The organism is Novipirellula sp. (assembly GCF_041583735.1).
Taxonomy (GTDB): domain Bacteria; phylum Planctomycetota; class Planctomycetia; order Pirellulales; family Pirellulaceae; genus Novipirellula.
In genome coordinates this window covers 17,671-40,991 of sequence record NZ_JBFHFD010000012.1, presented here as the reverse complement: position 1 = coordinate 40,991, position 23,321 = coordinate 17,671, and the positions used below count along the sequence as shown (strand labels likewise).

The 23,321-nt window shown below is 54.4% G+C and carries 16 protein-coding genes; 9 read left to right on the top strand and 7 right to left on the bottom strand.

Features of this window, described 5'->3' with window-relative positions:
* Nucleotides 1-17: 17 nt before the first annotated feature.
* Nucleotides 18-1,352 (top strand): Gfo/Idh/MocA family protein, encoded by a 1,335-nt coding sequence (locus tag ABX962_RS02290; RefSeq protein ID WP_372716230.1) that lies wholly within the window; start codon nt 18-20, stop codon nt 1,350-1,352.
* A 53-nt stretch (nt 1,353-1,405) separates the two neighbouring features.
* Complete coding sequence (locus ABX962_RS02285) at nt 1,406-2,590, top strand: glycine C-acetyltransferase (protein ID WP_372716226.1); 1,185 nt, start codon at nt 1,406-1,408, stop codon at nt 2,588-2,590.
* Nucleotides 2,591-2,726: 136 nt separating this feature from the next.
* On the opposite strand, the gene ABX962_RS02280 is transcribed toward ABX962_RS02285, so the two are convergent.
* Both ABX962_RS02280 and ABX962_RS02275 read right to left on the bottom strand, forming a co-directional pair.
* Nucleotides 2,727-4,940: an ATP-binding protein gene (locus ABX962_RS02280; protein ID WP_372716225.1), complete on the bottom strand. Its 2,214-nt coding sequence runs from the start codon at nt 4,938-4,940 to the stop codon at nt 2,727-2,729.
* An 8-nt stretch (nt 4,941-4,948) separates the two neighbouring features.
* Nucleotides 4,949-6,112, bottom strand: coding sequence for an FIST signal transduction protein (locus tag ABX962_RS02275; RefSeq protein WP_372716223.1), 1,164 nt, complete (start codon nt 6,110-6,112; stop codon nt 4,949-4,951).
* 715 nt (nt 6,113-6,827) lie between these two features.
* On the opposite strand from ABX962_RS02275, the gene ABX962_RS02270 reads away from it, so the two are divergent.
* From ABX962_RS02270 to ABX962_RS02255, 4 genes are all read left to right on the top strand, one after another.
* Nucleotides 6,828-9,968, top strand: a complete 3,141-nt coding sequence (locus ABX962_RS02270; protein WP_372716221.1) for a DUF2309 domain-containing protein — start codon at nt 6,828-6,830, stop codon at nt 9,966-9,968.
* A 190-nt stretch (nt 9,969-10,158) separates the two neighbouring features.
* On the top strand, nt 10,159-11,559 hold the full coding sequence (locus tag ABX962_RS02265) for a proton-conducting transporter membrane subunit (protein WP_372716219.1): 1,401 nt from the start codon (nt 10,159-10,161) through the stop codon (nt 11,557-11,559).
* Nucleotides 11,559-13,067: a proton-conducting transporter membrane subunit gene (locus ABX962_RS02260; RefSeq protein ID WP_372716217.1), complete on the top strand. Its 1,509-nt coding sequence runs from the start codon at nt 11,559-11,561 to the stop codon at nt 13,065-13,067. Before ABX962_RS02265 ends, ABX962_RS02260 begins: the two co-directional genes overlap by 1 nt.
* Nucleotides 13,068-13,175: 108 nt before the next feature.
* Entirely contained in the window at nt 13,176-15,263 is a 2,088-nt protein-coding gene (locus tag ABX962_RS02255; RefSeq protein WP_372716215.1) for a SulP family inorganic anion transporter, read from the top strand.
* A gap of 5 nt (nt 15,264-15,268) precedes the next feature.
* Here ABX962_RS02255 and ABX962_RS02250 read toward each other — a convergent pair whose 3' ends face one another.
* Entirely contained in the window at nt 15,269-15,511 is a 243-nt protein-coding gene (locus tag ABX962_RS02250; RefSeq protein WP_372716214.1) for a hypothetical protein, read from the bottom strand.
* Between the two features lie 294 nt (nt 15,512-15,805).
* On the opposite strand from ABX962_RS02250, the gene ABX962_RS02245 reads away from it, so the two are divergent.
* The 3 genes from ABX962_RS02245 to ABX962_RS02235 all read left to right on the top strand — a co-directional run bounded on the left by ABX962_RS02245 (nt 15,806) and on the right by ABX962_RS02235 (nt 17,555).
* The gene (locus ABX962_RS02245; RefSeq protein ID WP_372716212.1) at nt 15,806-16,726 is read left to right on the top strand and encodes a universal stress protein; all 921 of its coding nucleotides are present in this window, start codon (nt 15,806-15,808) and stop codon (nt 16,724-16,726) included.
* 1 nt (nt 16,727) lies between these two features.
* Nucleotides 16,728-16,946 (top strand): hypothetical protein, encoded by a 219-nt coding sequence (locus tag ABX962_RS02240; RefSeq protein ID WP_372716210.1) that lies wholly within the window; start codon nt 16,728-16,730, stop codon nt 16,944-16,946.
* A gap of 87 nt (nt 16,947-17,033) precedes the next feature.
* Nucleotides 17,034-17,555: a DUF1269 domain-containing protein gene (locus ABX962_RS02235; RefSeq protein ID WP_372716208.1), complete on the top strand. Its 522-nt coding sequence runs from the start codon at nt 17,034-17,036 to the stop codon at nt 17,553-17,555.
* A gap of 27 nt (nt 17,556-17,582) precedes the next feature.
* Here ABX962_RS02235 and ABX962_RS02230 read toward each other — a convergent pair whose 3' ends face one another.
* From ABX962_RS02230 to kaiC, 4 genes are all read right to left on the bottom strand, one after another.
* A complete protein-coding gene (locus ABX962_RS02230; protein WP_372716206.1) occupies nt 17,583-20,036 on the bottom strand; it encodes an ATP-binding protein in 2,454 nt (817 codons plus the stop codon).
* A gap of 6 nt (nt 20,037-20,042) precedes the next feature.
* A complete protein-coding gene (locus ABX962_RS02225; protein ID WP_372716204.1) occupies nt 20,043-20,387 on the bottom strand; it encodes a circadian clock KaiB family protein in 345 nt (114 codons plus the stop codon).
* A 230-nt stretch (nt 20,388-20,617) separates the two neighbouring features.
* Nucleotides 20,618-20,965 (bottom strand): circadian clock KaiB family protein, encoded by a 348-nt coding sequence (locus ABX962_RS02220; protein ID WP_372716203.1) that lies wholly within the window; start codon nt 20,963-20,965, stop codon nt 20,618-20,620.
* 119 nt (nt 20,966-21,084) lie between these two features.
* Nucleotides 21,085-22,545 carry a circadian clock protein KaiC gene (gene kaiC, locus ABX962_RS02215; RefSeq protein WP_372716201.1) on the bottom strand — a complete coding sequence of 487 codons (1,461 nt, stop codon included), beginning with the start codon at nt 22,543-22,545 and terminating at the stop codon, nt 21,085-21,087.
* Between the last annotated feature and the right edge of the window lie 776 nt (nt 22,546-23,321).

Here is a 23,321-nt window from a genome sequence, read left to right as displayed (position 1 = left end):
GCTGCAAACCGGCAGCAGTGTCGAGCGAGCTTAATCCCAGCACGCCAACGCGTCGCGACGTGCTTCGCGGTGGTACCGCTTTGTCGGCGGCATTAGGCACCGCAGCATTGGGCGGCAGTGCGATTGCACCTCAGATGCTGCACGCAGCATCGGGGTCGGATGATCCGAATCGTGTGATCCGTATCGGTATCGTCGGAGTCGGCGGACGAGGAACCGGAGCCCTCAACGATTCGTTGTCAATCAACGACAACATTCGCGTGGTGGCGATGGCCGATTTGCAGCAAGAGAATTGCGAGCGAGCTCGTACGATTTTGAGCAAGCGATATGGCGATAAAATTGACGTCAAAGACGATCGTATCCACATCGGGTTGGATGCTTACAAAAAGGTTCTCAGCGATCCCGATGTCGACTTGGTGATTTTAGCCACATCGCCCGGTTTCCGTCCCTACCATATTGCCGAGGCGGTTGCTGCTGGCAAGCACGTCTTCGCTGAAAAGCCGTCGTGTGTCGACCCCGCAGGTTACCGAGTTTGCATTCAAGCTCATGATGAAGCGGTGAAGCAGGGAACATCGATTGTCACGGGGACACAGTACCGCCGCCAAGTCAATTATGTGGAAGCGATCAAGCGAATCCACGATGGCGAGATCGGTGATATCGTTAGCGCCACGACCCGTTATTGCTCGGGCGGCATTTGGTACAAGAATCGTAAAGAAGGCGTCAGTGATACCCAGTATCAACTGAACAATTGGATGCACTTCATCTGGTTGTCGGGTGACCAAATCACCGAGCAAGCGGTTCACAACATCGACGCCATCAATTGGGTGATGGGATCGGCGCCCGAAACCGCCTATGGTTCAGGCGGGCGATTCACTCGTCCCGATGACAGTGAGATGTGGGATAACGTGTCGGTCGACTACACGTATCCGGGCAACCGAGTTTGCTCGTTCATGTGTCGCCAAATCCCCGGGACCAAGGGCGATAACGGAAACGTGATCTACGGCAGCAAAGGCACAGCCTACATCGACGCGATGAGTGGCGGATCGCGGTTCTTTGATCGCAGTGGCAAAGAGATCTGGAGCATGAAGGGCAGCATTGCCGATGCGTATCGTCAAGAACACAAGGATCTGGTGGACTCGATTCGTAGCGGCAATCCCATTGTCGAACTTCGTACAACCGCAGAAAGTTCGCTGACGGCGGTCATGGGACGGATGGCGGCGTATACCGGTCAACTCGTCGATTGGAAATTTGTCACTGAGAAATCTTCGCTAGACCTGTATCCCAAAGACTTGGATTGGAACGGAGATCGACCGGAGCCCTCGTTCGCAATCCCAGGCGTAACGAAACTGACTTAGTCGATCGCCCGCGATTCTTGACCGATCAAGTTCACTCACACGAAAGCAAGTTTATGTACGGCGCGTTCCAAACCCATTTGTCCGAGCAACTAGGCGAGATCCGTGATAACGGACTCTATAAATCCGAGCGAATTATTACCTCGCCTCAAGATGTTCGCATTCAAGTGGGGGGGGGACAGTCGGTGCTAAACCTGTGTGCTAACAATTATTTGGGGTTGGCTGACAACCCCGAGATTGTCAAGGCAGCGCACGAAGGGCTTGATCGTTGGGGATACGGACTTTCGTCGGTTCGTTTCATCTGTGGAACTCAGGATGTTCACAAGCAGCTCGAGCAATCGCTCAGCGAGTTTCTCGGTACCGAAGACACGATTCTCTATACGTCTTGTTTCGATGCGAACGGAGGGTTGTTCGAAACGTTGCTCGGCAGTGAGGATGCCATCATTTCAGACGAACTGAATCATGCCTCGATCATTGATGGCGTTCGCTTGTGCAAAGCCCAGCGGTTTCGTTATCGCAACAACGATCTCGCCGATCTCGAGGCCAAATTGGCCGATGCGTCCGCCGCTCGGTTCCGTATGATCGCGACCGACGGCGTGTTTTCGATGGATGGTTACATCGCCAATCTGCCGGGGATTTGCGATTTGGCCGACAAGTACAATGCGTTGGTGATGGTCGATGATTCGCATTCGGTCGGATTCATGGGCAAACATGGCCGGGGAACTCACGAACACCACGACGTGATCGACCGAATTGACATCATCACCGGAACGCTCGGCAAAGCTTTGGGCGGCGCCAGCGGTGGTTATACGAGTGGACGACGCGAGATTATCGAGTACTTACGTCAACGCAGTCGACCCTATCTGTTTTCGAACTCGGTCGCTCCTCCGATTGTCGCCGCCTCGTTGCGTGCGATCGGGTTGCTGAACGAGTCGACCGAGCTTCGTGACCGTTTGGAATCCAACACTCGCTTCTTTCGTGAAGGGATGCAGAAAGCCGGTTTTGACATTCTGCCGGGTGAACATCCGATCGTCCCTATCATGTTTGGCGATGCCGTTGTCGCGTCTCAAATGGCCGATCTGATGCTCAGCAAGGGGGTTTATGTGGTTGGTTTTTCATTCCCGGTCGTTCCCAAAGGCAAAGCACGGATCCGTACCCAGATCTCTGCAGCGCATCGCGAAGAGGATCTGCAGTTTGCGATTGATATGTTTTGCGAAGCCAAGGCCGAAATGCAGCTTTAATCAGCGAGGGTTTTGGGGGCCCAAGGGTTTTGGGGGCCCAGTGGAGATTTTTCTAACGGAGCGGCGCAAGCCCAATTCCATCTACTTTGGGTAGCGGCACGGTTTTACGGCTTAAACGCGACGGAGGCAGGTTGCATCAGGACGCGTCGTGCGTGAGCCAGCGTGAGAGTTTGGTAAGCAATTCACGTCGGTCGATCGGTTTGGTAATAAAGTCGCTATAGCCAGCCGCAAGGCACCGCTGTTGATCACGCTGTAATGCGTTTGCCGTTAACGCGATGATCGGTCCTTGGAAACCTCGGTGACGCAATTGTTGGGTTGCGGTGATCCCGTCCATGACCGGCATCTGCATATCCATTAAAATGGCGTCGATGGGCGTCCCCCCGTCACGGCAGGCGATCCATTTCTGAATTCCCTCGGCCCCATTGACCGCCGACAGGACCTCGCCCCCTGCGGCGCGTATAAATGCTTGAACCAGAAACCGGATGTCGCGACTGTCGTCCACCGTCAAAATACGTCCCGATATTTCCGGCATCTTGTCGGTACCATCTTGGACCCGATTGGTTCGGTTCACTTTCGGGGCGTCGGTCCGTGTCGCGGACGGCGAGATCCAGATCGCATCCTCAAGCGGTCCCGTCGGCAAAGTAAATCGGAACAAAGATCCCTTGTTCACCTCGCTCTCGGCGCGGATCGTGCCATCCAGCAATTCGACCAAGCGGCGAGTGATCGCAAGCCCCAACCCCGTGCCGCCATGTTTTCGTGTGGCGCTGTTATCAAGCTGTTCAAAAGGGGTGAATACCGTCTCTAGGTCGGAGGCGGGGATGCCAATTCCGGTATCGACGACATCGATCTCGAGCTGCTCGTTGCGGGCATGGCAACGGATAACAATTCGCACTTCACCTCGCTCGGTGAACTTGATTGCGTTACCGACCAGATTGATCAAGATTTGTCGCAGCATCTTCGAATCGGTATGCAGCTCGCTAGGGATCGAACCATCGTACTGGACGTGCAAACGCAGTCCCTTTTCCGTGGCGCGGCCGTTTAAGAGCGTATGCACGTGGTCAACCAATGCGACGATGTTGTGGGGTTGGCGACGAACGTTGACCTTTCCCGCTTCGATTTTTGCGAGGTCAAGTATGTCGTTAAGGATCTCGCAGAGGTGATCTCCGTTGGCTTTGATCGTTTCGATACATGCTTGGTCTTTGCGGTCCTGCAGTCGCGAATGAAGCAGATCGGCAAAGCCAAGAATCGCAGTCATCGGCGTGCGAATCTCGTGACTCATATTAGCGAGGAATAGACTTTTTGCTTCGTTTGCAGCCTCGGCAGCGTGACGAGCTTCATTGAGTTGATCTTCGTACTGGTGACGCTTGGTGATATCGATCGCGACTCCGGCGATATGAGAGGGATAACGTGTGGGAGGATCTCCTGCAAAGATGGTGCTGCCACGCATCATCACCCATCGCACTTCGCCATCAGGGCGAACAATGCGATGTTCATCCTGGAATTCGCCATTCCCGGCGGAGTCTAAGCTTTGGTCCATTTTTCGTGCGACGCGGTCGCGGTCGTCTTGATGTACCGAGCTCAACAATCGTTTCAAGCGAATCGTGTCATTGTGGTCTGCTGGCAACCCGAGCAGCAGCATGAACTCGCGTGACAGACTGACTTGGTTCGCTTGCACGTCGCCATAGTAGGTACCAAAGCCTGCGGCGCGAGCGGCCAAACGAAGCCGTGCCTCGCTCTCGGCCAGCAATCGCGAGAATTGTTTCTCGGCCAACAACAGCCGCGAAACTTCGGCCTCGGCAAAACGGCGACGGTTAATTTCTTGATCTGCGGCGACGACGGCGTCTTGAAGTTCACGACGAGCCGAATCCAAACTCAGCAGGAGACGACGGGATTGTTCGGCCGCTTCACGGGCATCCATCGCGTGGCGAGCGGAGGCTGCCGAGGCCAGTTCGCCGGAGACGCCATAGGCAAACAGTTCCCAGCCACGCCGCGTCTGTTCGAACAGATCAAGCCCCACCGCCGAGGCGTGCGGATCACCCAATAACACGATCACCAACGATCCGATCGAAATACCGTTGGCGCAACACCGATGCTCTGCAACCGGGTAGGCGAGCGTCGCGGTGTGGCGAGCCAAATCACGGCAACCACGCAAAAATGTTTGCCAAGATTTGCCTTCGGGCAACGTTTGAGCAAAGCCAGAGATTGGCAGGATTTGTCCGACGTCGGTGTCCTCGGCGAACACGATTAGATGTTCTACCCCGAGCACACGTGCAAACTGCTGTGAGGTTTCGAGTCTTGTTGCCGGCGCCGCTAGCGAGGCAATCCAGTCTAGCGTCTGGGCGAAATTCATAACGTGGCTCAAACGGGAAAGACGCAGACGACTGCGGTGCAGTTATGAAACCCGCTAAACTGTCCTTCCGCTCGCGCAATTTGCCCGTACGTATTGCAACCAACAAAGTCGGTTCCCAACGTCTCTTGTAACGCCTGCAATTCCAAACCGAAACTCTTCCCAAGTCGTAGCCGCGTCGCGGCGCAGTCAAAAAACAGGGCCACGGCAGGCTCCGAGCCTTTGATTTGATCTAGCGCCGATCGACACGCCGCGCTGGCCGCCGCACTGGCGTCGACTGCTGTGGTACACATGATTCGGGCGGTGCTGCCACGTGGTACCTCGGCGGCAAAGGAGATCGAATCGTCGCTTTGAATCTGTAGGGGGACGCGGAGCTTGTATCCGTCGGTGGTTTGAACCCCTAAAACATTATGCAGAAAGTAAGGTAACGGGGCGGTGCGGTCAAAATGTTGGTCCGTTGCCAGGGCATGCTCGGCAAACACATCGGTTGCGGTGGTTGAATTTAGACTGACGACATCGGTGGCTCGCGATTCGGTAACTCGCAACAAGGGACCCGCGTCTCGCCAGCCATGCGCGACTCCGATTCCGATCGGTTTATTCGACAGGATTTCGAGTGCGACCACGGCATCCGACGCAGCTTCGGTACCACAGAAAACATGGGTTTCTTCGAAGCGGGCATCGTCGCCAGCACCGCCGCCGACGAACCGGTATCCGCCTCCCGTTGCGATTGTCAATTGGTTTAAAAACTCTTCGACGTGTCCGGCCAACGCATCGGTCAACACCAGTGCGGTTCGATAGCGAAAATGATGTCGATGCTCGCCCTGCCATGATCCCGCCAATTGCCGAGCGACCGCTTCGGAATCGTGCCTGAGCCCTAACGCCATACTTGCAGAAAACTCGATTTCGTCGGAACAGATCGCGACGGCGCACGCGGAACCGTCACTGTTGCCCTGAGAAGTAAATTCGCCCGACGACGAACAACCGACCAACACGTTCGGTTCGCACGATTGCTGAAGTGCCGTGAGCAAGCGGGAGTAATCGTATTGCGGGGACGCAAACAAGATGACAGCGTCTGGTTCCCGCCCTTCCAACGACTCGCGAAGTCGTTCTCCGAGATCGGTGCCGGCATCCGTTGCGTCGGTTAATTGGGTTCGAGCAACAGCAGATTGAGTCATAAATTTTGACAAGCAGAGGGTGGCGAAAGCGGCACTGGTGTAGATCATAACCACTGCCCAAAAAAGGGTCTAGTTGCGGCCCCATCGGCGGGAGGGGGGGGGCATGCATAAAAGTAGCCGTGGCTACACACTTGCGAACCGGCTTGTGGAAACGATTTCTCTTCTGTGTTTGATTCCGTGCAACCTACCATCTTTGTGCTGCGGCGTGACTGGAATCCACTTCGCGGATTCAGTTGCCTTCCCAATCTCAAAATGCGGATCATTTAGTGTCGTGTTCAATAGAGGAAGCCCGATGGCAGATCCATTAAAGTGCTACGTCGATGAGGCTGGCGTGTCGTGGAATAGAGGCGGGATTATTTCGTCATCATTCCATTGCGGACTTTCTGTATTGCGAAGCCTGCAGCGGGTTTCGTTTTCTCTTTTGAGATGTTGTTACGGCGTCTGCAATGTTCTGCACATGCCGTGCAGAAAATTGCAGCGGCGGGGCCGTGGTTGCCGAGTTAATCGCTTATCTAACATGCGTTCGGGTCGATACGTGAGGAAAAGGTTCCGTTTTTAAAGAAAAGATATAGCGGCAATTTGTGCAAGAAACAGCTTGTTAGTAGTGGAAGCGTCGTTTTGGCGGCGGCTCGCGGCACGCGGCGTGCTCGCAGAGAGAGAATGTCGTCTCAGGCGGCACGCTCTTTCCCAAAATTTGCCATCGAGGATCGGTTACATGCAAGATGTGTCAGCGGACGTTGACTCTCGCCACGAGCTGCACGTCACGCCAAGTTCTGACCGAGCATCTGCAATCCATACCGCGATCGAGCATGCGGTGCACTACTTGCCCTCTCAGGGACCGATCTCGGTCTTCGTGCATCACAACACGCTGCATTCGTTCGAGGATTTGCCGTTTGAAGAGGCGGTGATTCGGGGGGGGAAACTATACGGTTGTGAACCGTACCTGTCGGAAGAGCGTTATCGCGAGGAGATCGAAAAAGGTCGCATCTCGGTCGATGATTTGCGTCACGTGTTAATGGACGAGCTAGACGACGATGCGGACAACTTAATCGCCAGTTTCGGAACGCGGTACACGTTGCGTTTAGCAATGCTGCAAATGACGCTGCATTCGGCTCCCGATGCCGAATTGCGCTGGTTGCTTGCCGAAAGCGATTTGCTAAGACGTTTTAGTCGCGAGGTGTCGCCGCAGCGCCGCGAGCAAGTGATCCAGCACACACGAAATTGGGTGCTGCGAAATCGCGAAACCGGTGCCCCACGCAGTGAGTGTGAAGCGGCTTCGACCGCGCTGCCCGCAGTCGTCGAGCAGGTGATTCGCGATTGCCAGGGGAATGATCTGCAGTCATGGTCGGCGGCTCAGTGGGAATCGTTTGTTTTAAAATTGATGTGGGCGGTCTGCCACAATGGTGTCGAAGCAGCGAATTTGCAGACCGGTGTGGCAGACGAGCCAGCTCGACTGCGAGACTTGTTGGTCGAGATCACCGGCGACGACATTGACGTCACCGTCAACGAAGTGCTGATTCGGTTTTGTGGAGCGTTCCTTGATCAAGGGCTGGCCAATTGGTCGCTGCCAAACCGGGAACATGGTTTTGCCAAGGCGTTTGCCTCGTTGTACCGAAGCGGATTGACGATCAAACCGGCTTGGATGGAGGGGCTGCAGAACGAATTAGCGATGATCATCGAAGGACCGTTTGACCCGATTGAGTCGATCGCTGAATCGTTGGACGCGATGGGGATCCACGCGGATCAACTCGGCGAAAAAATCGAGTTAACGTTGTTGTCGCTACGTGGTTGGGCGGGCATGATTTGGCAGATGGAATCCAACGCGCCTTGGTTGCCCAAACCTGCGCCATCCGGGACGTTGCACGAATATTTGGCGATTCGGTTGATGCTTGAACGGCACGCGCTCGCGGCTGTGGGGCAATTGCGATTCGGGACAGCGGACATCAGTGAAATTCATCGCATCGCGAGCGAAAAGTGGCAACGGGATTCGGGGCCCTCGACGGAACAGCGATGCTACTCGGTGTTCCAACTCGCGCAAGCCGGAGGCTGGATTCCCGAGCAACTGATCAACATGTCCGAACCGCAGTGGAAATGTTTGATCCGCGAAATTGAATTGTTTTCGTCAACAGAGCGACGTCACATTTTACACCTCGCGTATGAACGGCACTACCAAATTGCAACCTTGGATGCGGTGGCAGCTCATACTCGCCGCCGCGTCGCACTGCAGCGATCCCCCAATCGGGCGCCAGCCTATATCGCCATTTTTTGCATCGATGATCGCGAAGAATCGTTCCGTCGTCATTTGGAAGAAGTCGACTCGGAATGTCAAACCGCATCGGCAGCCGGTTTTTTCGCGGTCGCGATGTACTACCAGGGAGCCGACCACGCGCATTTCCGCCCGCTGTGTCCAAACATCATTACGCCCAAGCACTATGTGTTAGAAGAACCCACCTTTTCGACGATCACCTCCAGCGAGCGACGGGCATATCGCCGCCGTCAAATCGGACGGATGACGCATCAAGTCCACGCCAGTAGCCGCACGATGGTTGGCGGTTGGGTGACCGGTGTGTTTGGTGCCGTCGCGACGTTTCCCATGGTCGCGCGGATCTTGGCACCTCGACTGACCTCCCAAATTCGCAAATCGTTTGGCACCTTTGTTCGTCCACCCGCCACGGAGTTGCACCTCGAGCGGATTACCGACGAACCCGGCCCCGATGCGGATTCGCTCGGCTACAGTCTCGAAGAGATGGCCGGGATTGTCGTACGGATCCTGCAAGATATCGGGGTGGTTCAAGGTTTCCCGCCGATCATGTTGTTCTTTGGTCACGGCAGCAGTAGTTTAAACAATCCTCACGAATCAGCCTACAACTGTGGGGCTTGTAGCGGTGGTCGCGGAGGCCCCAATGCCCGTGCGTTCGCGATGATGGCGAACGATCCACGCGTCCGCAAGCTGACCGCCGCGCGTGGCGTCGCAATTCCCGATGACGTTCGTTTTGTCGGGGCTTATCACAATACATGCAACGAGAACGTCGAGTATTACGATCTCGATTTGTTACCGCGGACTCACCGTCCCCTATTTCGCCGCATTGAACAGAGCGTGAACGATACGCGAACGCGAGTCGCGCATGAACGTTCACGGAAATTTGAATCGGCGTCCTTGGATTTAACACCACGCGAAGCACTCGAACATGTCGAACAGCGAGCCGAGGATCTATCGCAAGCACGGCCCGAATACAACCATGCCACCAATGCGTTGACGTTTGTCGGTCGACGTGAATGGAGTCGCGGATTGTTTCTGGACCGGCGCGCTTTTGTGACCTCTTACGACCCCAGCATTGACGACGATCAGGCGTCGATCCTAACGCGAATACTGTCGGCGGCGATCCCCGTGTGTGCGGGCATCAATTTGGAATACTATTTTTCGACCGTCGATACCGAAGGATATGGTTGCGGTTCAAAATTGCCGCACAACGTTGCTTCGATGATCGGGGTGATGACGGGGGCCGCCAGCGATTTGCGTCCTGGGTTGTCACAACAGATGGTCGAAATCCATGAGCCGATTCGTATGTTGTTCGTGATCGAAACGACGCCCGAAATGATGGATCAGATCATCCGTTCCAGCCCAGGCATTGCCAAATTGGTCAAAGGCAACTGGATCAAACTCGCTCTGATAGACCCTGAAACGTTGGCTTTGTCTCGCTATGTCGACGGTAAATACGAGCCCTATGTGCCGGAGTCACAGCAGTTGCCTGAGGTCGAATCGTCGATCGATTGGTACCGAGGACAACGAGGGTTGCTCGGGTTTGCCTCGATCACGGAAGCGGCTCCACGACAAGCCGATGCCTCGATTCCCTAGCCTCCACGGCGTCGGCGGTTTGATTCGCCGGACGCCGCTTGGCACAAATCGTGATCTGTGTGATTTGTGATTGTCGTGATGACCTACTTCTACCACCCAATACCTTTACAACCTTTACAAACTTTGCTTTGCACATCTTGCTTCACAACTCTGTCATTTTCCGTCAAGCCGCAAGCAGCGAAGGGATTCTATGAACCTTACTGAAACGGTCTTCCAAATACTTGGGACTGCCGTCGTCGCCAGCCCGGCGATCCTGCTGGCGATCTTAGGATTGTCGGCGCTCGTGGACCGGCCGCTCAGCGAGACCTCGATCTCGCGTATCACGCAGGCAGCGGTGTTGTTTTCGTTGCTACCGGCGATCGGGATTTTGGTGCTGATGTTAGTGGTCGGGACTCGCTATGTGCCGATCGAATTAGGCGATTGGGTCACGATCGAGGACGCGGATCTCGATTTTCACTTTCACCTCAAATTTGTTTTTGACCGATTGAGCATTCCGTTTCTGATTCTGTCGTGTGTGTTATGTGGAGTCGTGGGAGCGTTCACGCGTCGCTATTTGCACCGCGAACAAGGTTACGGACGCTTCTTTTTGTACTACGCGGTGTTCTATTGCGGGATGGTAACCTCGTCGTTGGCCGGAACCATTGAAACGCTATTTGTTGGTTGGGAAATGGTCGGGTTGTCCTCGGCGCTATTGGTGGCTTACTTCCATGAACGAGAGAATCCGGTTCGTAATGGCCAACGCGTGTGGTCGATCTATCGGTTGTCGGATGCAGCGTTTTTAATCGCGGCAATCACGATGCATCACATGACGGGCGAAGGCGATTTCGGTGGCCTGATGAGCTCGGGCGTTTGGCCCGAAGGGACCGCTGCGGTGAATTCAAGTCAGGCGTTGTTGGTTGGCACGTTGATGCTGATTGCGGCTGCCGGCAAATCGGCGCTCTTCCCGTTTTCGGGCTGGTTGCCACGAGCGATGGAAGGTCCCACACCCTCGAGTGCGATTTTTTATGGTGCATTGTCGGTGCATCTCGGAGTCTATTTGTTATTGCGGATGAGTCCACTACTGGAAGCTTCGTTGACGTTGCAGTTGATGGTCATCACGCTCGGGGCTGTTTCCGCTGTGTGTGGCGGGTTGATGTCGCGAGTGCAGAGTGACATTAAAGTCTCGTTGGCGTACGCCTCGCTGACACAGGTAGGGATCATTGTGATGGAAATCGGACTTGGATTCCGCTACTTGGCCTTGATCCACATCATCGGCCACGCTTCGCTTCGTACCATGCAATTGCTTCGTGCTCCTACGTTGCTTCGCGACTACAACGAGCTCGAGAATGCACTCGGGGCTCGGATCACCGAACGGCAATCAGGCTGGACACGGATGCTGCCGCCGCGCGTGCACCGATGGGCTTATCGTTTCGGTTTTGACCGCGGATTTATGGATATTGCATTAGATAAGTTTGTGGTTCGTCCATTTCTCGCATTGTTTTTGATTTTCGATTCCTTGGAACGCCAAGTCACTGACTTGCTTTCCAAAGAAGCGTCTCGCGAATCGGATGATGCCCCCTTGCACCCTGAAGAATCACAGAGGGTTGCGTGATGTCAGAATTGCGTTTTCCATGGATCGAAGTTTCGATTCTCGTACCCATGATCGGAGCCCTGTGGGTTCACTTCATTGGCAATTCAGAACGCTCGCTTCGTCACTGTGTTGTCATTTGCGCGGCAACGTTTGCGTTGACCGTCGGCGAACTGATTGACTTTGTCTCGTTGGGCGCGTTTGAGGCGCATGATCATTGGTTGTTCTTGGATTGGTTGTTCAATCGCGACATCTTTGTGGTCGACGAGCTCAGTTCGTATCAGTTGACGCTTGTCGCACTGATCTTTTTGGTCACGGTGCTGGCGACGCTTCGCACCAAGGCACCGCGATTCTCACTGAAACTGACACTGGTTTCGGAATCGTTGATGTTGGCAACGTTTAGTTGCCGCGAATCATGGACGTTGATCCTGTTATTGGTCGTGTCGACGATCCCACCCTATCTGGAACTTCGCCAACGCGGGCGTTGTACTCGGATTTATCGAATCCATATGGGCGCATTTGTGGTCATGTTGGTGGCCGGTTGGGCGTGGATGTCGATGGTCGATGTGCATTCGTCAGCGGTCTTGGTTCCCGGGGCTTTTTTGACGACGGCATGCTTGCTGCGTGCGGGGATTTTCCCGCTGCATTTATGGATGACCGATCTTTTCGAAAAGGGAACGTTCGGAACCGCGATTCTGTTTACAACGCCGCTGGTTGGCGCGTACGCCGTGATGCGGTTGATTTTACCGATCGCACCCTCGTGGGCGATGCAAAGTATCGCCATCTTGTCGCTCTTTACCGCAGTGTATGCCGGCGGCATGGCACTGGTTCAGCGTGAAGCACGGCGAATGTTTTGCTACTTGTTATTGAGTCAATCATCGTTGGTGTTGGTGGGACTCGAATTGGTCACCCCCATCGGATTGACCGGAGCGTTGTGTCTATGGGTTTCCGTTGGCATGTCGTTGACCGGGTTCGGAATCACATTGCGATGTATCGAGGCTCGGATCTCACGCATCTCGCTTGCGGATTTCCATGGACTGTATCGGCAGATGCCGATTCTGTCGGGTTTCTTTTTGCTAACCGGGTTAGCGTCGATTGGATTTCCCGCGACCGTTGGCTTTGTGGGAATGGAGCTGCTGATCGAGGGGGCGGTTGACGTCTATCCCTTGGTGGGATCGATGGTGGTGATCGCAGCGGCACTAAACGGCATTGCGGTTTTATTCGCATACTTTCGGATTTTCACGGGACGTCATAATCGCACGCTGATTCCGATGCATGCGCGGCCCGCAGAGAAGTTTGCGGTGCTGGTCTTGAGTTTGCTGATCCTTGGTGGCGGATTGTATCCACAGCCAGGCGTTGCGTCGCGGTATCACGCGGCGAAAGAGTTGACGCGGCAACGACAAAGCAATCCGATGACCGAGGATCCCGAGCCTGAAGCATCCGAGCACGAACCGTCCGAAAGCGTCGCGAGCGTAAAAACAACCGACCACGACTCCACGATCACGCCGGTCTACGTTGAACTTGATCCGTAGCCTGTGTCGCTGCGGAAGGAAACAGAGAGCTAGCGGCGATGGGACGCTCTCTTTGTTTTTTTTAACCATTTACTTTGACGACAATACACTGGATCAGGAACGATTTTGATGAGCAATGAAGTACCGGTTCAACGGGAAGTCCCTCGAGGAAACGTCGTAGGGTTCAAAAAGTACTTTAAGGACGACATCGTATCGGGACTGCTTGTCTTTTTGATCGCCCTGCCGCTTTGTTTGGTGATTTCGATTGCGAGTGGCTTTCCGCCGATTGCCGGTATTTTTACCGCCATCGTCGGCTCGGTGATTGCCACGATGTTTAGCGATTCGGAATTGACGATCAAGGGTCCTGCGGCTGGTTTGATCGTGATCGTGTTGGGCTGTGTCGAATCGTTCGGTGGCGATGGTTCGTCGATTGGGGGCTGGGGGGCAAACGATGTCGCGGCCTATCGTGCGGCGTTGGCGGTCGGTGTGGTGGCTGCGTTGTTGCAAATCTTTTTCGGGATTTTTCGAGCCGGGATACTCGGTGAATTTTTTCCGATCTCTGCGGTTCACGGGATGTTGGCAGCCATCGGCGTCATCATTATCGCGAAACAAATTCCGGTCGCACTTGGCGTGAGTGCGTCAGGAACTCCGATCGAGATGCTCGGTAAGATCCCCGAGTTTATCGCGTCGGCGAATCCCGCGATCGCGGCGATTGGATTGACCAGCGTCGTGATCATGTTTATTTGGCCGATGATTCGGACAAAAACGGCATGGACGAAATTGTTGCCGTCGCCATTGATCGTGCTGCTTGTCGCGATTCCGATGGGGATGGGATTCGACTTGATGCACAAGCACTCGTACACGCTACAGAATCACGAATACCAGCTAGGCGAACAGTATTTGGTCGAGATGCCCAAGCATGTCTTTGGCATGTTCGATCAATTGACCACACCTGATTTCACGGCGCTGGCCCAGCCCAAAGCGTGGAGCTGGGTTTTCATGTTTTTTGTGATCGGCAGTCTCGAATCGTTATTGAGTGCCAAAGCGGTCGATTTGCTTGATCCGTGGAAACGCAAAACGAATATGGATCGCGACGTGATCGCGGTGGGCATTGGCAACGTTTGTGCGTCGATGGTCGGTGGATTGCCGATGATTTCCGAGATCGTGCGTAGCAAAGCGAACATTGATAATGGAGCGCGTACGCGATTTGCCAATTTCTGGCACGGCATGTTTTTGTTGGTGTGTGTCGCGTTTATCCCCATGGTTTTGCATCGGATTCCCGTCGCCGCACTCGCTGCAATGTTGATTTACACCGGGTTCCGTTTGGCTCATCCGCAGGAATTTATGAATGTGTGGCGGATCGGACGCGAGCAGCTTGTCATTTTTGCAGTGACGCTTGTGGCCGTGCTTGCCACCGATTTGCTGATCGGAATTGCGATTGGAATCGCGACCAAGATCGCAATGCATCTCTCCAACGGCGTGCCACTGAAGACACTGATCAAACCGGAAATCGAATTGCTTGATGACGATGGGCAAACGGTTCGTTTGGTTGCGTACAAATCGGCAGTGTTTAGCAACTGGATCCCGATTCGACGTCAAATTGAACGCCTTGGATTGTTAGAACGCAAAAATGTCGAGCTCGATCTTTCCGAAACACAATTGGTCGATCATAGCGTGATGGACAAACTGCATGAAATGGAAGCCGATTTCGAACAGCAAGGCTTGGTGTTCAATGTCACGGGGCTCGACGCGCACGAGCCTGTCGCCGCACATGCTCAATCCGCACGTCGCCGCCGAGTTTCGAAGATTCAGCGATTGACGGTGGTTGCTGCACCCGAGTTGCAAACGATCCTCGAAAACGAATTCGTTCGATTGGGGGCCTCGGGGTTCACAACAATACCATGCGTCGGCGCAGGCCGCAGTGATATCCAGTCCGGTGAAGCACTGCGAAAACCGCAAGTTCGCATCGAGGTCATCGCGCCGCCCGGCGCGTGCAACGAGATGATTGAAGTGATTCGGCGCGAGTTTCAACCCAAACATAAAATGACGTTTTGTTTGGAAACGGTATTGGTCGCACGCACCGACGCGTTTGCGGTGCATGCAGCGGCGGCAAAAGAGGGAGGGGCACTACAGGGATCGGCCACTGAGCGGGTTGCCAGCAATCGCGACGCAAGCAATCGGGCCGCCAGCGACCGAGAAGCACAACCTCAGTCGTAACGAAGTTATTTACGAGGATCCCGTTCGTCGTGAGGATTTTTGTCGCGTGGATGTCGATCGACGATCGACAGTAGCAGCATGATGCCCACGCTGACGGCGATGACCAGCATGGCAAATTGGCCAAACTGCAGAACTTGATCTAACGCATCTTGCATACGGAGTGTCCAGTTGGAATGGAAAGCTTCAGCGTTAGAGAGCAAAGGTTCCTCGCCGACTCGCAATTTGGATCGCGGGTAAAATTGTGGCAAAGGAGTGATCTTCTATTTTAGCAACTTAGGGTAAGGGTACCAAGAGATCCGTTCCCCCCAAGTTGCCCGCTTTCTTGCCGGCTCGTGTTTTTCGCGGCTCCCTTCATCAACGGCTTTCGTGGCCCGTAACAAGCCGCCTTGCAGGGGTAGACGTTTCGACTCGCTGCAACAGTGCGGCTTTCGCCGAATGCCTTTATCGTGCCGAGCGAGTGCGGGTGGGGAACGTAAAAACAGGGAAAATTTTTGCTAGTTTGATGTGATTGCGGTAGGATCAAGGGTGTAGGGAGCAATCTTATGAAGAACATTGTTCTTGCAATTGACGGTTCCAAGAGTGCGGAAGTGGCCGCTCGTTTCCTGGCGCACTTGCCTCACCCCGATAAAGTCGACTTAACGGTGGTATCGGTTATCGAGATCCCCTCGATTGATCGTGCTTATCCGATGTCGGATTGGATGTTAAAGTCGATCGAGCATGAGCGTGGCTACGCGGAACAGTGTTTCGCGAACGTTCAGTTGATGTTTGAAGGCGCGAACGTCAATTTGCGTCACGAGATTCGCGAAGGAGATCGTGGCGTAGCCATCGTTCACGTCGCATCGGAGCTAGGGGCCGACTTGGTGGTGTTGGGAGCACGTGGACACTCCGTCGTTGGCAGATTGTTGCTCGGCAGCACAAGCGAATTTGTCGCGACGCATGCGCATTGCAGCGTGCTGGTTGTTCGGGAACGCATCTTGGATGATGCGGATCGTCCGCTGCGAATTGCGATCGGTTATGAGGAAACGGCCTCGGCCCAGGCGGCGATCGAGGAGTTTGTCGAGACCGGTTGGGGGCGGTTGACGGATGTCGATCTGGTTTCGGTGATCCCCTTTGCCAGCCGAGTTGCATTTCAAATCGAACGTGATCCGAAATCGGTCAAAGAACTGGCATCCGCGGCAAACCGTTCGGCACTAAAACAACTGCACGTCAAAGTTCCGCAAGCAAAACCGCACTTGATTGAAAGCGATCATGTCAGTGAAGGGTTGGTCACCTTCGTTGAAAATCATCAAAGCGACTTGTTGATTGTGGGGGAAACGCCCCGCAATTTTCTGGGCCGCGCCTTGATGGGGAATGTCACTCGCTATGTCGTTCGGCACGCGCCGTGCAGCGTGTGGATCACTCGGAACCGTGTTATTCGTGGTCTTGGTTTCGAGCCAGAGAAGCCTAGCAAAGAAAGGGCATAAGATGAGTAGGACAGTAAACGAGACACAATCGATGTTGAATAGCGAAAAAAACGCTCGTGATGATGATGATACGGGGGTTCCACCGAGTGAACGAGGCAAGGAAGAGCAAATGTCGATGGATCGACGCCAGCCGAGCTTTGCCTTTGGAATCGTGGCCGCAACCTACTTCATCATCTTGATTCTGTTTCTGTTGGCGGCCGCGGTCTTCTTCATGCGTTGATTCGAATCACTCCGTCTGGTCCGGAAACGACAACTTTGCCTTGAGAAGCTCATTTTTTTTGCGAGTGCCTTTACGAGGAAGACAACGATGAACGCGGAATGTCTAGTGGCCGTTTATGATTCGCTTGCGAAAGCACAAATTGGTGTTGAAGTTCTCGAAAAATTCGACTTTGCCCCCGACGCTGTCTCGCTGGTTTGGCGAGGGCATGAAGAGGCACTCGAGAATTTGAACTGGGAACGGGGCGCCACGATCGCACGTGACGTCGCCGCGTCGATGGGTTTAGGTGCGGTGATCAGTAGCGCCGTGGCACTGCCGCTTTCGATTGCCACGCTGATGGTGCCGGTCGTTGTGACCGGCCCGCTTGTCGCACTGGTCGGTGGCGCCACCGTCGGTGGATTGCTCGGAGAAACGCGGCACTGGGGTATCCATCATCATACCGCAAAGAACTACGAAAAGATGATTGCGGATGGTTCGGTGTTGGTTATCGTCACCAGCACTCCGGCGCGAATCGAAGAGGCGCTGCAAGGACTTAAAACAACCCATCCCAAGCACCTCGAGCGATTCGCTTTCCAACGCTCGCTCAAATCCCCGCCGACCACAGCCTCTTAGTCGATCGCGATTGGTGGCAAGTGTGTCTCATGGATTCGAGTGAAGTAGTCGCTCGACGACCTTAATGTCAACTGGTTTTACGATGTGTTCGTCGAATCCAGACTCGATTGCGTTTTGCCGATCGGCATCTTGTCCGAAACCGGTTAAAGCGACCAGACGAATGTTTTGCAGCGTCTCGGTTTGGCGAATCTTCTGTGCCAATTCATGCCCATTCATGTTGGGCATCGAGATATCCGAAAAAACAATATCGGGTAGATATTCGATCGCTTTTCGATAGCCGTCTTCGCCATCGATCGCTTCGACCACCGAGTGTCCCATCTTTACCAACATTCTTGACAACACATAGCGGATACCGCGGGCATCGTCGACGACCAGGATGCGATACTTTGGCGACTCGCCATTGGTGGTAACCGGTTGCCCTGAATCAATTTCCTCTGGGGGCGTGTAGCCGACCAGCAAGGGAAGTTTGACAATAAAGCGACACCCTTGATTGACCCCTGGGGATTCGGCGACGATTGTGCCTCCATGAAGATCGACCAACGTTTTGGCCAGTGATAGCCCGATCCCCAAACCTGATTGTCCCCGTTCTTTTGAGACGTCGACTTGTTCGAACATCTCAAAAATTTTATTTAAAGATGACTTTTCCAAGCCGATGCCGTTGTCGCGAACGGTGATCCAAGCTTCGTTTTCGACCCTTTCGACGCGGAACCAGATTTCGCCAGCCGCGGGGGTGTATTTGGCGGCGTTGTTGAGCAGGTTGACGATGACTTGTGTCAAACGAGCCGCATCGCCGGTGACAAACAATGCTTCCTTGGCGTTTTGCACATGCAGCTGCTGTTTGGAATCATCGATAAAGGGAGCCGCCGATTCGAGTGCGACCGCGACGACATCCCACAAATCGACCGTGGCCGTTCTCAGTTTGATTTTGCCACGACTGATCCGTGAAACGTCCAACAAGTCATCGATCAAACGAACCATTTGATCGGCTTGTCGATTGACCAATGCACTGAGTTCACGTAGTTGTTCGGGATCTTCGTCGACCGCCTGCATCATCTGCGCGGCCGATTTGATCGGGGCCAACGGGTTTCGTAACTCGTGAGCCAATGTTGCCAGGAATTGGTCTTTTCGCCGATCGGCCTCTTCGAGACTCTCGGCGATGCAACGCAGATTTCGCTCACTTTCGCGAAGCGATTCCTCGGCCAAACGCTGGGCCGTGACGTCGATCACGACGCCAGGCATACGAACAGCACGTCCGGTGTCGTCACGGTCCACCCGCCCTCGCGCAACCACGTGCCGATCAGGGCGGCCGCCGACGCTGATTCGATAGCTCACTTCCAAACGATCGCCGCTGTCCATCGCTGCGCTAATCGCATCACTCACCGTGCCACGATCGTTGGGATGAATCATGGCAAGATAGGCCGATAAGGGACGTTCGTCGGTATCGTTAGGGGAAAAGCCGAAAATGCGTGCGAGGTTCGCATCGGCAGAAACGGACTGCGAGATCAAGTCAAATTCCCACGTGCCAATCTCTGCCGCATGCAACGTCGATTCAAGTCGTGAACGGGCGAATTTTAGTTGAATCTCGGCTGCACGCTGTTGCGTGATGTCAGTAAACAGAATGGCGACGCGTCGGCTGTGCGTTCCCCCTAAGCGAAACGCGTAGACGTTGAACCAGCGGGACAATTTTTCTGCTTCGTTGACAAATCGCTTTGGAATTCCCGATTCAGCGACTTCGCCGTAAATCTGTAGCCATGTCTCTTCGATGTCCGGGACCATTTCCCGAATCGTCCGACCTAGCGCATTGGACAACCCGGATTGTTTTTCGAATGCCGGATTCACCTCCAAAAAACGATAGTCGCAACACCGCCCTTGGTCGTCATAGATCATTTCCAGGACGCAGAAGCCTTCGTCGATCGACTGGAATAGAGTGCGATAACGCTCTTCATTGATCCGCAGTTGCTCGGTCGTCTCACGCAGTCGCTCGTGCGAATGTTGGCTGGTCAGATCGGTGATCAACACGCCGATGGCTACCCCGCTCTCGGGATCCAATGCGTTGAAGGTCAAGATCACGGGGATATGGGTGCCGTCGGACGCGACCAGTTCGGCTTCGGTTTGTGCCGACGAGGTGCGACCAGCCTCTAACAACGCAGGGAAACTATGCGGTTGTTCGAGGATGACAAAGTCGGCCAGCGGGGTGCCGATCAAGCGGTGGTGGGGAAAATCCAGCAGCTCGGAAAACCGACGATTGCAGTAGGCAATGTCGCCACGATCGGTCAATGTGACCGCACCTTGTTGCATTTGTTCGACCAGCAACCGATAGGGACGGTCAGCCCCCTGGAGCGTGTAGATCCGCTGGGTTCCTCCCTCGGTTACCACAAAGGCATCGACCTCGCCTCCTCGAATCGCCTCAATCGTGTTTTCGGCTTCAAGCAGGCGTCGGCGCAGTTCATCAATCTGTGCTTGCAACAGAGCGTCGTCCATCTGAACTTATTCCGATCCCGCGATGCCCAGTGAGCTCAAGACTCTTTGTCGATTGGATAGTTCCCCTATCAACCGGATTTCCGGCGGCGGGCTAGTCTTTAGCAACGTCGGTGAAGCGATAATTTGATCTTGGCTTGCCAAGGAGGGATGTTGATAGATATCGATGATCTCAAGATCGTGGCGGTCTGGCAAGTATTCCGAACAAATCGATGTCATTTGCGCGATCGCGCGAAGCGACCGCGGCGTCATCCCCGTTACATACAAACGCAAGATGAAACGTGGCGAACCACCGTCGGTGCCCTCGTCCCACGCGGGTACAGGTGGTCGCTGATCGTTCAGGCTGTTGTCCATTCGCTCACTTTACAAACGACTCTCATGTCAAATTAGCGTCATGCTAATTTCAATTACCAAAGCGGTTGCCGTGCCTAAGGAACGAGGAAACCAACCTCTTCCGCATCAAGCAGCCTTCGGCGCGAGGCACCCGGTTTAACTTTGAACCTTCTTGCTGGCTGCAACGCGGGCGTTCGTTCCGCGACGAAAATCATTAGCACGCGGCTCGCAACACGCCCTCCATCAAGTTGCTAGGCGTTGTCGACGGTTGGCAGCGGCCGCAGTTGCAGCCCGACCAAAGCTTTTTCCGTATTTCGCAAATCACCTACCAGACGACAGAGGGGTTCGGGCAATTTTCGTACCACCGTGGGGACCGCGACAATTTGATCCCCCGCAGCGAGCTGGGGTCTTTCAACCAGATCGATGACTTCGATACTGTAACGGCCTTTGAGGTGTTCTTCGCATAACCGCTTGAGATTGTTAAATGCGGTCACCGATTTCTGAGTTTTACCCGCCACATAGAGCCGAAGTTCCCATCGCTCCACCGCTTCGGCGGTCGCCGGGTCAACGTTTTGCGTGAGTGATTCGAACGATTCCATGAGGGGGGATCCCGTAGGGCGATGGCTTGGCAAAAGACGCAGGGGGTTTAGAAAGAATGTTTAGAATAGAACATCACGAATTTGGTTATTGCACATTGCAAACCACCGTGACGACAAAATCATTGATATTTCGATTGACCGCCCGACAGCACGATCCCATTGTCGGTGATCTGGAACGGCCGGAGTTGATGAGAATGAGCCATTCCTCGCGATTTTAACACGTATAGCACTCGGTGGCGTTCACCTTCGGATTCGACATCTCGCAACAGCAACCATGAATCGACGAGTGAAGAAATTTCCAAACTGGTTTTCTCAATCGCCGCATCCCCGCTGGTCAGACTCGTTAGAAAGGCGGTAGGGCCTTCGGTTTTCAAAAAATCGACCAGACGTGTGACCATCGAAGTGGCGTCGATGTAGGTTCCTCCACGCTCAAGGCTGCTGATGGGGTCAACCACCACCACGCTTGGTTGGAAACGTTGGACCATCTTGTAAAACTGGACTAAATGCTGCTCGATCCCGCTGGATGTCGCACGAATGGAATGGACTTGCAGCAATCGCTTGGAAATAAAGGGAGCTAAATCGAGCCCGATGGAACGCATGTTTCGCACGATTTGGTCGGGCGACTCCTCCATCGCGATGTACAGCACTCGTTCGTTGCGACGACAAGCTGCGTGTGTCAGATGAGCGGCCAGCGATGATTTTCCGCAGCCCGCCGTTCCCGAGACCAACACGCTGCTGCCTCGATAAAACCCTTTGCCACCAAGCATTTCATCGACGGCGTCGATCCCCGATGAAATCCGGTCTGCCGAAACGGTGTGGTTCAGGCTGATCGAGGACAACGGCATTACTACAATGCCCTCCTGGTCGATCAAAAACGGATACTCGTTGGTTCCATGGGACGTTCCGCGATATTTGACGATCCTTAACTGGCGTGTCGATACCTGATCGATGATCCGATGGTCGAGGATGACGACGCAATCCGAGACGTATTCTTCGAGGCCTTGCCGTGTCAATTGACCATCGCCACGTTCGCCGGTGATGACCGCCGTGACCCCCTTTTCCTTCAGCCAGCGAAACAAACGTCGCAATTCAGAGCGTACGATGGCAAGATTCGAGAGCCCGCTAAAGAGTGTCTCGATGGTGTCCAAGACAATGCGTTTCGCGCCAATCGAGTCAATGGCGTACCCCAGGCGAATGAACAATCCCTCGAGATCATATTCACCATTTTCTTCGATTTCACTTCGTTCGACGCGAACGTAGTCGATCGCCATCTTGTTGTTTTGAATCAATTCGGGCAGGTTGAATCCCAGCGAGCTGACATTCGCGGTCAATTCATGCTCCGTTTCCTCAAAGGAAACAAAGACTCCTGGCTCGTCGAACTCAGTCGCGCCGCGAACGAGGAATTCCATGCCAAAGAGCGACTTGCCGCATCCTGCGCTACCACACACCAACGTGGGCCGCCCTGCTGGCAAACCGCCCCCCGAAATCTCGTCAAACCCTTGGATTCCCGTCAATACTTTGGGAAGCGAAGGGGATTCGTCCGCCATCGCGTTATTTGACCGATCGTCACCGTCATTCATGCCGCTTTTCCATCCGACAATTCAATTTTTCAGTCTCGTGCCTCTGCGGTCCAGAAGCATCTAGGAGAGATTCGATTCTAAAGTGGCATCCGCCGTCCATCTAGGTGGCAATTCGTATGACAACCTCAGCGAGATACTTCGATTCGGTTGCTGGTCCCGCGACACCAAGCCGACGTGGCTGCGATTGACCCGTTTGGCCAGTTGCGTGCGTTCGCAGCACTCCACGGTGCGCCGTGGTCGCCGACTTGGTCGTCTGCGGGTGGATGATTCAGTGGATCGCAGCGGTGCTCTGCCGCGACTATATCAGGATGAAATATATCAGGATGAAAGCAGGGCGAGGGAAATCGTTCAGAGGGTGTGGTTGGTGACGCTCCTACGAAGAGGTGATGTTCCTGGAAAGGCAGTGTGAGACATCGATCGTGATTGGGCATGCGCCCCCGCGGCGGCTACCTGTCACCGCACATAATTCGCACTGATGCCGAATTTGCTCTGGTGCCGAATTTCGAGCAATTGACGTGCCAAAACCGGCGACATGCTGCGGCGGAGTGATCCAGACTCACGCTGAAAAAGTCTCCCACATGCAATCATGCGCCGCGAAATTTTGGGGCGGCATGAGAACTGCTCCCCCTAACTTGTTGACGTCCTTGTTTGTTGACGTCCTTGTTTGTTGACGTCGATCACCGCATGCGAAGGCCGCTGGAACGTTCTAGCACAGGGTGACGCCGCTGCAGATCCAACCAAGACGAACCTCATTGAAACAACACTGGACTGGAACG

Excerpts from the sequence above, each read along its gene's own strand:
- ABX962_RS02265 (WP_372716219.1), top strand. The coding sequence starts at position 10,159 with ATGAACCTTACTGAAACGGTCTTCCAAATACTTGGGACTGCCGTCGTC.
- ABX962_RS02245 (WP_372716212.1), top strand. The coding sequence starts at position 15,806 with ATGAAGAACATTGTTCTTGCAATTGACGGTTCCAAGAGTGCGGAAGTG.
- ABX962_RS02280 (WP_372716225.1), bottom strand. The coding sequence starts at position 4,940 with ATGAATTTCGCCCAGACGCTAGACTGGATTGCCTCGCTAGCGGCGCCG.
- ABX962_RS02235 (WP_372716208.1), top strand. The coding sequence starts at position 17,034 with ATGAACGCGGAATGTCTAGTGGCCGTTTATGATTCGCTTGCGAAAGCA.
- ABX962_RS02230 (WP_372716206.1), bottom strand. The coding sequence starts at position 20,036 with ATGGACGACGCTCTGTTGCAAGCACAGATTGATGAACTGCGCCGACGC.
- ABX962_RS02270 (WP_372716221.1), top strand. The coding sequence starts at position 6,828 with ATGCAAGATGTGTCAGCGGACGTTGACTCTCGCCACGAGCTGCACGTC.
- ABX962_RS02285 (WP_372716226.1), top strand. The coding sequence starts at position 1,406 with ATGTACGGCGCGTTCCAAACCCATTTGTCCGAGCAACTAGGCGAGATC.
- kaiC (WP_372716201.1), bottom strand. The coding sequence starts at position 22,545 with ATGAATGACGGTGACGATCGGTCAAATAACGCGATGGCGGACGAATCC.
- ABX962_RS02260 (WP_372716217.1), top strand. The coding sequence starts at position 11,559 with ATGTCAGAATTGCGTTTTCCATGGATCGAAGTTTCGATTCTCGTACCC.
- ABX962_RS02240 (WP_372716210.1), top strand. The coding sequence starts at position 16,728 with ATGAGTAGGACAGTAAACGAGACACAATCGATGTTGAATAGCGAAAAA.
- ABX962_RS02275 (WP_372716223.1), bottom strand. The coding sequence starts at position 6,112 with ATGACTCAATCTGCTGTTGCTCGAACCCAATTAACCGACGCAACGGAT.
- ABX962_RS02225 (WP_372716204.1), bottom strand. The coding sequence starts at position 20,387 with ATGGACAACAGCCTGAACGATCAGCGACCACCTGTACCCGCGTGGGAC.
- ABX962_RS02220 (WP_372716203.1), bottom strand. The coding sequence starts at position 20,965 with ATGGAATCGTTCGAATCACTCACGCAAAACGTTGACCCGGCGACCGCC.
- ABX962_RS02255 (WP_372716215.1), top strand. The coding sequence starts at position 13,176 with ATGAGCAATGAAGTACCGGTTCAACGGGAAGTCCCTCGAGGAAACGTC.